Here is a 13,616-nt window from a genome sequence, read left to right on the forward strand (position 1 = left end):
GGGTATCTTCATTGATGGACCCTTGCCGGTCCGACTGTGGGTGTGTTGGTACTTCGGCGAGAAGCCCGGTGTGGTTGATGCCCGTCTATCCCGCGCGGTGAAAAGCCAGATCCCGTGCGACATGCGCATCACGATGTCCACAAGAGAGGCCGGACTCAGATCGTCGTCGCTTGCGGCAGCTCGCGGATCCGTCGGTAGAGGGCGGCCCCGACATGCCCAGGTCCCGGGCGGCCTGGATGGCCGGCTCGCCGCCTTCGATTGTCAGCGCGTTGCGGATTTGGGAGTCGGTGAAGGCCTGGCGCAGACTGGCCGCTGCTGAGCGGCGACGACCGATCGCGGTACGGCGATCTCGTTGCCGCCCGGCTCGCTGAAGGCGAGCGAACGCAACAGAGGCCGGATACTCGGATGGCCTCACCCGCTCTTGTCGCGCTCGACGGAGCGTCGCCGTCGCGGGCCGCATGCGTTACGGTGCTGCTACCGGTGCGCCGAATCGCTCCGCGACGGGTCGGCGGGTGCAGGCTCCACGAAAACGGACCGGACGTCGACGATGCCGGACGGGTCGAAGCCGGCCATGTCGGCTGCGAACTCGGCGCTGTGCATGAAGGTCTTCGTGGCCTCGGCAGGATCAGCGCCGTTGTCGTACTCGACCAGGGCGACAAGGCGCGGGACGTCCGCTGCTACTTCCCGCCACACGTGGTGTGTGGTGATGCCATGAGCGGCGAGACTAGGGATGTGACGCTTCCAGTGCACGCTTGCGTACTGGTCGAGAGCCTCCACCGAGGCGAGTGTGTAGGTGCGGATCTCGAGCATGGAATGTTCCTTTCAGATGCTGTGGATGAGCGGAGTGCCACCGCATGACCCGATGGACGGCCCGCAGAGTCACACCGCCGACGGGGCGGGGGTCACCCGGCCGACGGCCAGCAGCGGAGCATCGCGCCCCAAACCATGGTCAATAATCTGCCGAGTGTAGAGAGCAGCGCGTCGGTCCCATGGGTACCGTGCTGCTTGAACAAAGGACGCTTGGGCTTTTGCGGTGGCCAGGGGTCGGCACCGCCCTGAAGGATCAAACACGGGGCCTCGAGGATGTGTTGGCGTGGGACATTCCACACCCCCAGCCATTGTCGCTGTTCCGGTTACTTCGTGGGTGCCCGTCCGGACACGGCAGCAGCCTCCCGGTCGGAGGTCAGGGTGCCCGCCGTCAGCTCCTGGAAGGTTTGGGCGACCCAGTCGGCGACGAAGGCGCTGACGTAGGGCAGGTGGTCCAGGCCGATGTGCTCGGCCCCGCCCTCTTCCTTGGTGAAGATGCGCAGCTGCCGTTTGGGGCTGTTGACGGCCTGGTCGTAGGAGCGGTGGGCGTACTCGAGGGGGATCTGGCGGTCGTTCTCCCCGTGAAGGATCAGGAAGGGCACGGTGATGTTCTCCACGACACCGTCGAGGTGGACGTCGTCGGCGAAGTCGATGAAGGTGTCCAGGTCGTCGTGGCCCCAGACCCACATCACGTGCTCCCAGTAGTGGGGAACGGGCCGCTCCCCCTCTTTCTGCAGGCGGCGGCGCTGGACCGCGCCCCAGTTGTGGTTCGCCCCCCAGGCCACGACCAGGGCCAGGCGTTTCTCGAAGGCCGCCGCCCTGGGGGCGTAGTAGCCGCCCAGGGACCAGCCGGCCAGCCCGATCCGCGCCGGGTCCACGTCCTCGCGGGTCTGCAGGTAGTCCACGCAGGCGGTGGCCCATTCCTCGGTGTCGATCTGGGAGGTCAGTCCCTGCAGGCGCAGGGCTTCGCCGGTGCCGGGGGTGTCGACCATGAGGGTGGAGATCCCGCGGGCGGCCAGCTCGGCGCCGTGGCCGGAGCAGTAGATGTGCTCCTTGGTGGAGTCCAGCCCGTTGAACATGATCATCACCGGAGCCGGGCTCTCGGCGGTGGCCGGGGCCTGGGTGAAGTAGGCCGGCAGGGTGGTGTCGCGGAAGGGAACCTCCACCCGGGTGGTGGCCGGATCGGCCAGGGCGAAGGAGCGTTCCATGAGGTCCAGGCAGCGACGGTAGGTGTCCAGGCGCCCCTCGGAGCCGGCAGCCTGCATGCGTTCGGCGTTGATGAGGTAGTTGGTGGCCCGGACGTAGGTCTGCCCGGCGGTGCGGGTGCGGCCGGTGGCCTCCATCTCCTGGGCCTGGGTGACGAGCTGGTCCACCAGTCCGGTCCAGGCGGTGAGGAAGTCTTGCGTGCCGACGTCCTCGTTGGAGGTGGCCACATCGCGCAGCGGGCGGCAGGCGCGGTCGACCTCGTCGATGAGGCCGCCGCTGTTGAGGGCGGCGACCACCCCGAGGTTCCAGACGTAGTTGCCGGGGAAGTACTCGAACACAGCAGGTCCTTTCGTAGAACGGGGAAGTTAGGGTCAGCCGGGCAGAACGGCCGACCAGCCGCCGTCGACCATGAGGTTGGTCCCGGTGACGTAGGATGCCTCCTCCGAGGCCAGGAACAGCGCACAGGCTGCGACCTCCTCCGCCTCACCCACCCTTCCGAGCGGGATGTGGCCGGCGATTGCGCGCATCGGGTGGTCCTCGGTGAGCAGACTGGACTCGGTGGCTGGGGTGCGGATCATCCCGGGACTCACACAGTTGACCCGGATGCCGGCCGGGGCGCCCTCGGCGGCGAGCTGCCGGGTCATTGCCACGACCGAGCCCTTGGTCGCGGTGTGCGCCAGCCGGGCGTTGGTCACCGACCCGGTGACGCCGGCGGTGGAGCCCACCAGCACCACCGCCGCCCGCCGCGCGGCGGTGAGCAGAGGCCAAAATGCGCGGACTGGGAGGAACACGACGTCGACCTCGTGGCGGAAGTTCCACTGCCAGTCCGCGTAGGAGATCTCCTCCACGGGTGCGAATCGGGTGGCGGCGGCGTTGGCGTAGAGCACGTCCACGCGCCCGTGGGCAGTACCGACGTCGGCGGCCCAGGCGGCCACAGCGTTTTCGTCGGTGAGGTCCACCTGACAGGCGTTGTCGGCGGTGCCGCCTGCGGCGCGGACGGCGGCGACGGTGGCCGCCGCACCGTCCAGGTCGAGATCGCAACCGACCACGGTGGCTCCTTCCCGGGCGAAGGCGCAGGCAGCGGCCCGACCCTGGCCGGAAGCGGTGCCGGTGATGACCGCGACCTTGCCCACCAGGCGTCCCTGTCTCCCTGGTTGTCTGCTACTCACTTGTCCTCCTGCGGGGGGGTAACGGGGGTCCGGCCACCGCGACGGTGGCCGGACCCAGGCGCCCGGGTAGTACCGCCCCGGCATGCGGTTCACTGCTCAGCCACGTCCCTGCACGGCATAGGGGTTGATGATGGCGGCCTTCATCTCCTCCGAGGCCCCTTCCTCGGTGGCCGTGAAGCCCTCGGCGTGCGGGAAGGACTCGGTCATCGAGTGCGGCATCGCCCCGTTGCGGTAGAAGTTGGCCGCTCCCTCCGAGGGCTTCCAGGTGTTGGGCGCCCAGTCGGGGACGTAGTTGCGGTAGCCCCCGGAGTTCAGCTCCACCCGCAGGGTCGAGGGCTCGCGGAAGTACAGGAAGTTCTGCTCCCCGATGCCGTGGATCGAGGGCCCGTACTCCATCGGGGTGCCGTGCTCCATCAGCACGTCGGCGGTGCGCAGCAGGTCCTCGTGGGTGTCCACCCAGAACGCGATGTGGTTGACCCGGCCCGCCCGCTCGGAGGTGTCCAGCACCACGCCGAGGTCGTGGGACTTCTCGTTGGTCGTCAGCACCGAGAAGACGGTGATGGGAGCCTCGTCGAGGTCGGTGAAAGCCATGGTGCGGAAGCCCAGGGTCTCGGAGTACCAGGCCGCGAAGCCGCGCACGTCCGAGGTCGCGACGGTGACGTGGTCCAGGAACCGGGGCGCGGCCGCGTGGGCGCTGCGCTTCTCGGGGCGGTCCGGGTAGATCGAGGCGAGCTCCGCCGGCGCCTTGTACTTCTCGACGTCCCAGACCAGGCGCATGGGGTGGCCGTAGGGGCCGGTGAACTCGTAGGCCCGGCCGTACCCGTAGCCGCCCTCGGACCAGGTGCCGGCAGCGCCGGTGGCCTCCACACGGGCCGCGGCGGCCTCCAGCGCCTCCGCCGACGTGGTGCGCCAGGCCATCCGGTGCAGGGACGGCTCCTCGCCGGGTACAACGACAAGGCTGTAGGTGTCGTAGTCGCCCCAGCAGCGCAGGTAGACCTGGCCGTCTTCGCGGTGGACCTCGCGCAGGCCAAACTTGTCCACGTAGAAGGCCGCGGAGGCCTCGACGTCGGGGCTGGTGATCTCCAGGTGGCTCAGGTGAGCCAGCAGCTTCTCCACGACGGGGAACCTTTCATTCGGGATAGGGACCGGTTGTGATCCTGACCACCATCGTGGAGGCGTTCCCCGGTCGGGGGAATCGGCCTCTGTGCATAGCAAGTATCCGCGCCGTGGATACTCCGTGGGGAGGCTCGACCAGGAGATCACTCCATGGACTGGGAGAAGAGATAGCGCATGGCCGCGTCGGCCAGCGAGTCCTGGAACTGCTCCTGGGGCACGGCCGGGACCGCGAAGCCGGGTCCGTACATGGTGCGCATCACCACGGCCGAGTGGATGAGCCCGAAGCAGAAACGCAAGGCCCCGAGAGGGTCCTCATGGGGCAGCCGCGAGGCCAGTGGTTGCAGGAGGGCGACGAAGTTCTCACCCAGCTCTTGGCTGTAAGCGCTGCCGCGGCGGTGGACCTCCGGATGGGTGCTGGACAGCAGCAGGACCGGTTTCAGGAAGGCCTCATGGCGGTGGAACACCTCGGCGATTCCGTGGACGACCTCGCCCACCATGTGCCACGGGACATCGCCCGAGGGGCCCATCCCGTCGAAGACCTGCCCGATCTGTTCTCGCACCTGGGCCAGGCCGTGCTCGTAGACGGCCAGGAACAGCGCCTCCTTGGTGTCCACCCGGGCATAGATCGCCCGTGGTGGCACCGCGGCCCGCTCACACACCGCCGCGATGGTGAAGGCCTCATACCCGCCTTCGCGCAGCAGCTCGACTCCGGCGGCCAGGGTGCGTTCCCAGGCTTGGCGGCTGCGTTGCTGCAGAGGTGGGCGGACGCCGTAGTCGACGTCCTCGCTCGCTTCGTAGGGCCCCGGCATCAGTGCCTCCCGTTCATCTGTCGTGCAGCCTCCGTGGCGAGATGTCCCCCGGAGAGGGGTTGACACCACTGTGAAGCAGGCCACATCCTTCTGTCTAAAGCGTAGCGCACACTACGTTTCTGCTCGTCCACCACAATCGCTTCGTCGAGGAGGACCCATGATCATCGCCCTGGGCATCGCCCGCCCCGCCCCCGGTCGGCGAGAGGAACTGCTGCAGGCCTGCCGGCGCGTGGCCGAGGCCTCGCGCGGCGACGAGGGGTGCGTGGAGTACGGGTTCCATCTCAGCCTGGAGGATCCGGAGGCGGTCACCAGCGTGGAGATCTGGGCCTCCCAGGCTGCCCTTGACGCCCACATGGAGCACGGCCACACCGGGGAGTTCCTCGCTGCCGTGGCCGATTTGACCGACGGGGACCCGCAGATGCGCCTGCTCGAGGCAAAACCGGCCTCCTGAGGTTGCTCCAGCTTCTCCTGCACCACCTGTCCGTCGTACCACGATCTGCCCATCTGTTTCTTCACACCGTTTCGAGGATCACCATGAACACCACTCCCACTCGTGGCCGTGTTGCGGTCATCGGCGCCGGCCCTGCCGGCATGGCCACCGCCCTGTCCGTCCATCAGGCCGGGCACGAGGTGCAGCTGTTCGAGCGTTACGCCCAGGCCCGCCCGGCCGGCAACATCCTCAATCTGTGGCCCCCGCCCCTCAAGGCCTTGGGGCTGATGGGCGTGGACCTGGAGGACTTTGGGGCTCCCTGCCGCTCCGAGTTCCGCAGCGTCACCGGCCACGTCCGGGCCGCGATCAACCTGCCGCAGGAGGTCATCGACCAGTACGGGGGCGGCTTCATCGGCCTGTTGCGCCCGGAGCTCTACGAACGCCTGCTGACCGCCCTGCCCGAGGGCGTGCTGCAGACCAACCGCGCGGTGCAGCGCATTGAGCAGGATCGCACCGGGGCCCGGTTGTTCATGACCGACGGGGAGGTGGTTGAAGCCGACGTGGTCGTCGGTGCCGACGGGATCAACTCCATGGTCCGCAAAACCCTGTGGGGTGACCAGCCGATCCGGGAGCACAATTTGCACATCTTCGGCGGGTTCATCTACGACCCTCCGGTGGAGGCCGAGCCGGGGCTGTGCGTGGTCTCCCACGACCGCGTCACCCAGGGGGCGTGGACCTCGATCCGCCGCAAGGGCCGCGACGGGTTCCAGTGGTGGGTGCTCACCGCCCACGACGCCGCCGAAGAGTTCACCGCCGACCTGCACGAGACCGCCGCCGCCCTGGCCGCCGGTTTCCCGGCCCCGCTGCCGCAGCTGATTGCTGCGACCCCGCCCGAGAACGTCCAGCGGTGGGTGCTGCGCGACCGCGCACCGCTGAAGCAGTGGTCGACCGGCCGGGTGACCATCGTGGGCGACGCCGCCCACCCCACCTCTCCCTATGCCGCCTACGGGGCCGGGATGTCGATCGAAGACGGGTACTTCCTGGGCCGGGCCCTGGCCGGAGTGGATCTGCGCGACCACGACCAGGTCAGGGCGGCCCTGGCCGGCTTCGAGGCCCCACGCCGTCCGCACACCGCCCGTCACACCCAGATCGCCTGGGCTTCGGGCAAGGCTTTCCATCACGCCCCCCGCCCCTTGCAGCCGGTCCGCGACGCCATCTTCGACCGCACCCCGCTGCTGCAGAAGGTGATCGGGGACTCCAACCCGAAGGAGATCCTGGGTCAACTGGGTCAGATCGAGGCTGCTGAGCAACGATTCCGCGCCACGCTGGGCCAGTCGGCCATCTGACCCACCTGCTGAAGTGACATCGACGGCATCGATAGCAGGCATCCGGGGGCCGCAGGATCTCCCTGCGGCCCCCGGCCCCACACTGAGACCTGACACCACACCTCACCCGTATGGGCCCGGCGTGGATTGCGCCCACACCCCACCCTACGAAAGGTGACCCCGTGATCGACATGAGAGGAAAGGTCGTCGTCGTGACCGGCGCCAACGGCGGCCAAGGACTGGCAGAGGCACGCCTGCTCGTTGCGGCCGGCGCGCATGTGCTTGCCGGGGACCTGACCCCCGAGCCTTCGGGAGAACTGCAGCAAGTGATGCCCGAGTACGCCGGAGCCGTGACGTACCTGCGCTTGGACGTCACCAGCCCCGGTGACTGGTCTGCCCTGGCGGACCGTGCCGCGCAGGAAGTCGGGCGGATCGACGGGCTGGTCAACAACGCCGGGATCACGCGTCGGCCTCGCCTGCTCGAGGTCACCCCGGCCGACCTCACCGTGGTGGCCGACGTCAACGTCGCCGGGCCGCTGCTGGGCATTCAGGCGTGTGTGCCGCTGATGGGCGCCGGCGCCTCGATCGTCAACGTCGGTTCCGTCGCCGCCCTGACCGGGCACTATCCGGTGGCCTACACCGCCAGCAAGTGGGCCCTGCGCGGGCTGTCCGCGGCCGCGGCCACCGAGCTGGGCCCACGCGGGATCCGGGTCAACACGGTTCACCCCGGCTTCATCGACACCCCCATGACTGCTGGGGCGAACCCTGCGTTCCGGGAGGCCACGGTGGCCGAGACGCCGCTGGGGCGCACCGGGGCCCCGGAGGAGGTCGCCGCCGTCGTGGCTTTCCTGCTCAGCCCTCTGGCCTCCTTCGTCACCGGTGCGGAGATCCCGGTCGACGGCGGCCAGACGTCCCACGGTGGCGCGAAGTCGATCTCCGACGCGCTGCGCTAATTGTGTCTTGTTTGATCCTGCCTCATGGCTGAGTCGGCCCCTGTGGGGCCGACTCAGCTGTGAGGCGCCACCTCCACTCGTATGGGATGCACGTTGAGGACAGGTTCATCCAAGCTTTGGGCCGCCCGCTGTACCAGGGAGCGGAGCCACATGTTGGCCGGGTCCGCGGTCTGCAGAGGGTGCCAGTACATCGACTCCACCAGGGGCACCTCCAACTCCTCGGCGAACCTCACTACGGTGATGCCCTGGGACCGTGCCGCGCGTACGGCCAGCATGCTCGGGACCAGAGCCACCAAGTCGGTGCCCTCCACCACCGTGGGCAGCGCCTGGAATCCCGCCACCCGGGCCGCGACCACCGGGGACTGCCCCATCCGTTGGAAGAACTGCATGGGGGGTGTGACGATGCTGCCGCCGAACTCCCCGACCGCTTGAGGGGTGGTGGCGATGTCGTGCACCGTCAGCGCCTCCCGTTGCAACAGGGGGTGGGTGGGGTCCATGACGATGACGAACTCGTCGCGGAACAGCTGCCGGGTGCTGCCGGCCAGGTCGAAGCCCATCGGGCCCACGATGAGGTCGATGTTGCTGAAGGACTCCAGCCCGGGCTTGATCCGTGCCCGGGAGGTGGGCACGAAGTCCACGGCGATTCCGGGGGCCTCGACTGCGATGAGGGCCCGCAGGTGGCGGATGAGCACCCCGGTGACGTAGTCCGAGGCCGCCAGAACGAAGGTGCGGTCGCTGCCGGCCGGGTCGAAGTCGGTGCGCAGCTGCAGAGCGTCCTGGACGTCGGCCAGGGCTTGGTCCACCCGTGGGGCCAGGGCCTGGGCGAAGGGGGTGAGCTCGTAGCCGCGCCCGGCGCGCACCAGCAGGTCGTCGTTGAAGTGGCGCCTCAGCCGGGACAGTGCTGCACTCATGGCCGGCTGGCTCAGGTGCATCCGCTCCGCCGCCCTCGAGACGTTGCGCAGCTCCAGCAGTGCCTGCAAGGAGGGCAGGAGATTGAGGTCGACGTCCTTCATATCCCGATCATGCCCCGGCCCTGTGGCATCACCGACCCCCCGCGGCGGGGTCCACGGGTGCGCCCGTCCGGGCCCGGCCGCGCCGGCGGGCGCGGGCGGCGGGGATCCGGTTGTGGCGGCGTTCTCCGATGGTGTTCTCGATTTCCCCGATACCCGCAACGACCAGGCGCACCCGGTCCCCGGCCCGCAGCGGGGAGGGGACCAGGGCGCCGTTGCGGCCCCACAGTTCCGCCAGGCAGCCCCGGCCGGACGTCCCGGAGCCCAGTACGTCGCCCGGGAGCACGAGGGAGTCCTGGGAGGCGTAGGCCACCAGCTCCGCGAACGGCCAGCCCATGTGGGCCAGCGAGTCCGTGCCCAGCGGCTCCTCGTTGACGAAGGCGGTCATCGCCAGGTCCAGGAAGCCCTCGGCGTCGTGGCGGTGCTCGAGCTCGTCGGCGGTGACGATCCACGGGCCCAGGGTGGAGGCGAAGTCTTTGCCCTTGCACGGGCCCAGCCGCACCTTCATCTCTCGGGCCTGGACGTCGCGGGCGGACCAGTCGTTGAGGATCGTGTAGCCGAAGATCATCCGGTGCGCGTCGGCGGGCTCGAGGTCGGTGCCGGTGAGCCCGTCGACCGCCCCGAGCACCGCGGCGACCTCCGTCTCCAGGTCCATCCGGGAGCACCCGGCCGGCACGGGGATCGTTTCCCCCGTGGCCTGGACGGTGTGCGGGTTGGTGAAGTAGAAGGTGGGGGCCTCGTACCACTCCTCGACGACTTCGCTGACGCCGTCGATGCTGGCAGTGACTCCCTCGACGTGCTCCTCGAAGGTGACGAAGTCCCGCACCGTGCGCGGCACCAGGGGAGCCAACAGCTGCACCTGTGCCAGGGTCGGCACGTCGGCCGGGGCCTCAGCGACGGTGCGGGCGGCCAGCTCGAGGGTGGCTTGCAGGCCCGCCTCGAACAGGTCCTGAGGTGTGTAATGCTCAGGCAGGGGCAGGCAACGGCCCTCATGGACGAACCCGGTGCGGACGGTGTCGGCCTGGGCCCAGCGGGCGATCTTAGCCACGGGACTCCTTTCGGTGGTGAAGCGTGGATGCGGTGGTCGGCGGGCACAGGCCCCGGGGCAACGCTTACACGGGCACCTTGACCGTGTCGGCGACCAGGTGCATCAGCCCGGGGACGTCGGCGTCTTTCTTGCCCTCGAGCATCCACTGCCCGATTTGCACGGAGGCCTCCACCACGGTGCGGGCGCGGGGCAGGCGTCGGTCCCGGTAGTGGGTGAGCACCGACTCGTCGAAGGCGTCCGCGCGCAGGACCTCGTCTGCCAGCACGGCGGCGTCTTCTACGGCCATCGCCGCGCCCTGGGCGATGGTGGGTGGGCAGCTGTGGGCGGCATCGCCGAGCAGCACCACCCGCCCGCGGTGCCAGGGGCCATCCACCAGGTGGGTGGTGAAGTGGGTGTAATTGACGTTGGCGTCCTCGTCGAGGTTCTGGCGGATCTCGTGCCAGGGCCCGCCGTAGGCCGCGGCCAGCTCGCCCATGATCGCCGGTCCGTCGTGGACGTCGCGCTCCTGGGCCTCCTCGACCAGGTAGGCGTACATGCTGTCGGGACCTGTGGGGGTGTAACCGGCGATGTAGGCGGGACCGCCGTAGTACAGGTCACTGCGGGTCACCTCGGCCGGGCGTGGAACGAAGGCACGCCAGATACCCATGCCGGTTCGCCGCGGCTCTTCGGTGATCCCGATGGCGGCCCGCACGGCGGAGTTGAGCCCGTCAGCGCCCACCAGCAGGTCGTAGGTGAGCGTCTCCCCGGGGGCGGTGGTCACCGTCACCGCGTCGTCGACCTGTTCGAGGCCGGTGACGGTCACCCCGTAGCGGATCACGGCTCCGGCCTTCTGAGCCCGGGCTCGCACGATGGCAGCCAGGTCGCGCCGTGGAATGCCCATCGTGGCCGGCAGGTCCTCCCCACCCACGCGCACATCATCGAGCACGGCGATGACGGTGGCCGCCAGGTCCGGGGCGCGCAGACCCAAGTTGTTGAAGGGATAGCCCTTCTCCTGCAGTTGGTCCCAGATACCCAGTTCACGGAAGATGCGCAGAGCGTTGCCCTGCAAGGTGATGCCGGACCCCAGGGTCGACGGGCCGGCGGCCTTCTCCAGCACCTCGACCTCGAGGCCTGCGTCGGCCAGTAGGGCAGCAAGGGTGAGGCCTCCGATGCCGGACCCGACGATGCCGATCCTTTGAACAGCGGGCATGATGATGTCCTTCCTGAGCGAGCGACAACCAATCCGGCTGCCACTTGGTGTGCTGGTGCGTGCGGTGAACGGGAGCTCTACTTCAAAGCCACCGGGTTGAGCGGGGAGCCGACGGCCCCGGTGATCGGCAACGGTGGGGCGGACAGCAGGAATTCGTAGCGCCCGTCGGCCGCGCAGTGGGCGGCGAGCCCGTCCAGGGCCCACATTTCCCCGATAAACAGCCCCATGTTGGGGATCACGATCTGGTGCAGCGGCTGAAAGGCGTCGTCGAACTCGTTGGGCCGCACCTCGAAACCCCACGTGTCCGTCGCGACGGCGGCGACCTCTCGCTCGTGCAACCACGGGGCGGTGGTGAAGGACAGCCCCGGGGCCGACCCGCCCGCATAGGAGCCCCATCCCTCGCGGCGGGTGCGGGCGTACTGGCCGGTGCGCACCAGGAGGATGTCCCCGCGCCCCACCGCAGCCGAGGAACCCTGGGCCTGAATGGTGGCCTCCAAATGCGCAGGCGTGATCGCGAAGCCGTCGGGCAGCTCCGGGTGCTCCAGCCCCAGCTCCGCTGCGAGGACCCGACCCACATCCAGCAGCACGCCCCGGCTTACCAGGTGCGCGCCCGCGGTCTCGATGCCGGTGACCTGGTCCCCGTCGGAGGTCACCACAGACCCGGCGCGCCGGCCGTTCCAGGCGCGGCCGCGATCGAAGATGTGCCCGAGCCCGTCCCACTGGGTGGAGCACTGCAGGGGCATCGCGATCACGTCGTCGGCCCCGCCGAAGCCGTGCGGGAAGCCCTGGTCCCCGAACTCCGCCTCCAGGCCGGTGTCGGTCATGGTGTGCACCGGGTTGGTCCGGCGCCGCCACCCGTTCTGCGGGCCGTTGGTGTCGAAGGCCTGGGCCAGGGAGAACACCGTCCCGGAGCGCACCAGCGAAGCGGCCTGGGCGCGCTTGGCGTCGTCGATGAAGTTCAGCGTGCCCAGCACGTCCTCGGCGCCCCATCGGCCCCAGTTGCGGCATCGGGCGGCCATCTCTTCGATGCTGCCCATCGCGTCGCTGCGGTCCACGTGCTCTCCTCGCCCTCCGGGACGGCCGACACGGACGTCCTGTGATCCTGGCCACTACTCTCCTGCCGGACCGCCCCTGGCGGAAGTCGCTTGCCCGGATGCCAGGTATTTGCTCCGTAAATATATGTCGCCACGTGTTTTCACACACCAAAGTTTTTCGCGCCTGCAAGAATGAAGTGATTGATCAAGCACGAGCTGAGCCCGGCGAGTTGCCCACCCTCCGCTGCAACCGGGAATTCAGCCGACCTTTCGACCGGAACCGACACCCTGATGGCAACGCGCCAGAGACCGCAGCGTGAACCGTGCCACAGCGGCTGGATCGGCCAACTCACGGGGGGTCGCAACCGAGCCATTCGGCGGATCTACACCTCACCATGGAGCGTTTCGCACTCTTCCCGCAGGTCCTGAAAGACCGGTCAGCAGTTCGGCATGGACCGGGTTCGTGCACTGGGTTCGAGCCGTGATCGCTGAGCGGCGAATGGTGTCCACCCTGCGGGTGGATTCCACGATCCCATCGCGGTCCTTTGAGACTCCCCGGGCGCGCCCGGAAATCACCGCCACTGCGGCGGCATAAGCGTCGAGCGACTCGAACATTCCCTTGATCCGCCGGCTCCATCAGTTGGGGTAGCTCGAGCGCCACGAGCCGTATCCTCGTGGCGCGCCCCGAACGGGCCTGCCCGGCGCCGCAGGAGCCGATGCCTTCGACACCGACTGTGTCCACAGTCGCGCAGGAGAGGCCCTGGGCGCGCGGAGCAGTTATGGCGCAACTGCGCTGCGGCACCATGCGTCAGTAGACAGCCGGCGAGGTGCTCAGGTTTTGTGTTTCCTGGAGGAGGACATGAAGGCGGCGATGGCCCCTTCGGTGGGGGGCGAAGGCAGGAATGTAGTGCCGGGGTGGGCCCGGAGGCCGTCGATAAGGATGCCCAAATAGCGTTCCACTGACATCCCGGGAATCTGTTGCAGGTAGGGGCCGAGCTCGCCCAGCATGTACAGCAGGGGAGGAATGTCCTCGGCGCTGACATCGGCGCGCATCCGCCCCTCGGCCTGCGCCCGGGTGACGAGCACCTTCAGGGGTGGTCTGAGGCGTTCGTGGACGTCCTGGAACTGCGTGCCGGTAAGACCGGGACCGAAGACGATTTCGCGCAACGCTCGATTCGAAAGCAACTGCTGACAGGCGGCACCGAGGTAGGCCACCAGCCCCTCCCATCCCGAAGAAGACCGGGTCGCAAGCTGGACAATGTCCTCTAACTCATCCAGGACCGAGGCGAACACGGCATTCACCAGGTCCTGCTTGTGGGGGAAGCGCCGATAGAGCGTGCCCACCCCGACCCCGGCGTGGGCGGCGATGTCGTTGACACTGACCGCCAACCCTGCAGTGGCGAACCGGTCCCGCGCCGCCTCAACGATGCGACGCCGGTTCTCCCGGGCGTCAGCGCGCATCTGTAGCGGCTGCCTGTGCTCTTTCTCAGTTCCCACCTTTCCCACAGTACAACCGGAGC

The 13,616-nt window shown here is 68.7% G+C and carries 13 protein-coding genes; 3 read left to right on the forward strand and 10 right to left on the reverse strand.

Annotation, left to right across the window (positions count from 1 at the left end; all coding sequences use genetic code 11):
- Positions 1–474 precede the first annotated feature (474 nt).
- From ACP7CD_RS00195 to ACP7CD_RS00215, 5 genes are all read right to left on the reverse strand, one after another.
- Positions 475–810, reverse strand: a complete 336-nt coding sequence (locus tag ACP7CD_RS00195) for an NIPSNAP family protein (protein WP_426118251.1) — start codon at positions 808–810, stop codon at positions 475–477.
- Positions 811–1,133: 323 nt separating this feature from the next.
- Entirely contained in the window at positions 1,134–2,351 is a 1,218-nt protein-coding gene (locus tag ACP7CD_RS00200) for an alpha/beta hydrolase family protein (protein WP_426118253.1), read from the reverse strand.
- 33 nt (positions 2,352–2,384) lie between these two features.
- Positions 2,385–3,182: an SDR family NAD(P)-dependent oxidoreductase gene (locus tag ACP7CD_RS00205; protein ID WP_426118255.1), complete on the reverse strand. Its 798-nt coding sequence runs from the start codon at positions 3,180–3,182 to the stop codon at positions 2,385–2,387.
- A 96-nt stretch (positions 3,183–3,278) separates the two neighbouring features.
- Complete coding sequence (locus ACP7CD_RS00210; RefSeq protein WP_426118257.1) at positions 3,279–4,298, reverse strand: VOC family protein; 1,020 nt, start codon at positions 4,296–4,298, stop codon at positions 3,279–3,281.
- A gap of 143 nt (positions 4,299–4,441) precedes the next feature.
- Positions 4,442–5,107 (reverse strand): TetR/AcrR family transcriptional regulator, encoded by a 666-nt coding sequence (locus ACP7CD_RS00215; protein ID WP_426118259.1) that lies wholly within the window; start codon positions 5,105–5,107, stop codon positions 4,442–4,444.
- A gap of 157 nt (positions 5,108–5,264) precedes the next feature.
- Between ACP7CD_RS00215 and ACP7CD_RS00220 the strand changes: the two genes are divergently transcribed.
- The 3 genes from ACP7CD_RS00220 to ACP7CD_RS00230 all read left to right on the forward strand — a co-directional run bounded on the left by ACP7CD_RS00220 (position 5,265) and on the right by ACP7CD_RS00230 (position 7,815).
- Positions 5,265–5,558, forward strand: a complete 294-nt coding sequence (locus tag ACP7CD_RS00220) for a putative quinol monooxygenase (RefSeq protein WP_426118261.1) — start codon at positions 5,265–5,267, stop codon at positions 5,556–5,558.
- A gap of 83 nt (positions 5,559–5,641) precedes the next feature.
- Complete coding sequence (locus tag ACP7CD_RS00225) at positions 5,642–6,883, forward strand: FAD-dependent oxidoreductase (protein WP_426118263.1); 1,242 nt, start codon at positions 5,642–5,644, stop codon at positions 6,881–6,883.
- A 170-nt stretch (positions 6,884–7,053) separates the two neighbouring features.
- Positions 7,054–7,815, forward strand: a complete 762-nt coding sequence (locus ACP7CD_RS00230; protein ID WP_426119017.1) for an SDR family NAD(P)-dependent oxidoreductase — start codon at positions 7,054–7,056, stop codon at positions 7,813–7,815.
- 53 nt (positions 7,816–7,868) lie between these two features.
- Here ACP7CD_RS00230 and ACP7CD_RS00235 read toward each other — a convergent pair whose 3' ends face one another.
- From ACP7CD_RS00235 to ACP7CD_RS00255, 5 genes are all read right to left on the reverse strand, one after another.
- Positions 7,869–8,828 carry a LysR family transcriptional regulator gene (locus tag ACP7CD_RS00235; protein ID WP_426118265.1) on the reverse strand — a complete coding sequence of 320 codons (960 nt, stop codon included), beginning with the start codon at positions 8,826–8,828 and terminating at the stop codon, positions 7,869–7,871.
- Positions 8,829–8,856: 28 nt separating this feature from the next.
- A complete protein-coding gene (locus ACP7CD_RS00240; RefSeq protein ID WP_426118267.1) occupies positions 8,857–9,873 on the reverse strand; it encodes a fumarylacetoacetate hydrolase family protein in 1,017 nt (338 codons plus the stop codon).
- 64 nt (positions 9,874–9,937) lie between these two features.
- Positions 9,938–11,062 (reverse strand): FAD-dependent monooxygenase, encoded by a 1,125-nt coding sequence (locus ACP7CD_RS00245; RefSeq protein ID WP_426118269.1) that lies wholly within the window; start codon positions 11,060–11,062, stop codon positions 9,938–9,940.
- A gap of 77 nt (positions 11,063–11,139) precedes the next feature.
- Positions 11,140–12,099 carry a cyclase family protein gene (locus tag ACP7CD_RS00250; RefSeq protein ID WP_426119019.1) on the reverse strand — a complete coding sequence of 320 codons (960 nt, stop codon included), beginning with the start codon at positions 12,097–12,099 and terminating at the stop codon, positions 11,140–11,142.
- An 828-nt stretch (positions 12,100–12,927) separates the two neighbouring features.
- Positions 12,928–13,557: a TetR/AcrR family transcriptional regulator gene (locus ACP7CD_RS00255; protein WP_426118271.1), complete on the reverse strand. Its 630-nt coding sequence runs from the start codon at positions 13,555–13,557 to the stop codon at positions 12,928–12,930.
- Between the last annotated feature and the right edge of the window lie 59 nt (positions 13,558–13,616).

The sequence above is a fragment of the Kocuria sp. LHG3120 genome (assembly GCF_049897445.1).
GTDB classification, from domain to species: Bacteria; Actinomycetota; Actinomycetes; order Actinomycetales; family Micrococcaceae; genus Kocuria; species Kocuria rosea.

Bases quoted from the DNA above. Each gene is read 5' to 3' on its own strand.
- ACP7CD_RS00225 (WP_426118263.1), top strand. From the start codon at position 5,642: ATGAACACCACTCCCACTCGTGGCCGTGTTGCGGTCATCGGCGCCGGC.
- ACP7CD_RS00230 (WP_426119017.1), top strand. From the start codon at position 7,054: ATGAGAGGAAAGGTCGTCGTCGTGACCGGCGCCAACGGCGGCCAAGGA.
- ACP7CD_RS00245 (WP_426118269.1), bottom strand. From the start codon at position 11,062: ATGCCCGCTGTTCAAAGGATCGGCATCGTCGGGTCCGGCATCGGAGGC.
- ACP7CD_RS00215 (WP_426118259.1), bottom strand. From the start codon at position 5,107: ATGCCGGGGCCCTACGAAGCGAGCGAGGACGTCGACTACGGCGTCCGC.
- ACP7CD_RS00255 (WP_426118271.1), bottom strand. From the start codon at position 13,557: ATGCGCGCTGACGCCCGGGAGAACCGGCGTCGCATCGTTGAGGCGGCG.
- ACP7CD_RS00195 (WP_426118251.1), bottom strand. From the start codon at position 810: ATGCTCGAGATCCGCACCTACACACTCGCCTCGGTGGAGGCTCTCGAC.
- ACP7CD_RS00250 (WP_426119019.1), bottom strand. From the start codon at position 12,099: ATGGGCAGCATCGAAGAGATGGCCGCCCGATGCCGCAACTGGGGCCGA.
- ACP7CD_RS00220 (WP_426118261.1), top strand. From the start codon at position 5,265: ATGATCATCGCCCTGGGCATCGCCCGCCCCGCCCCCGGTCGGCGAGAG.
- ACP7CD_RS00235 (WP_426118265.1), bottom strand. From the start codon at position 8,828: ATGAAGGACGTCGACCTCAATCTCCTGCCCTCCTTGCAGGCACTGCTG.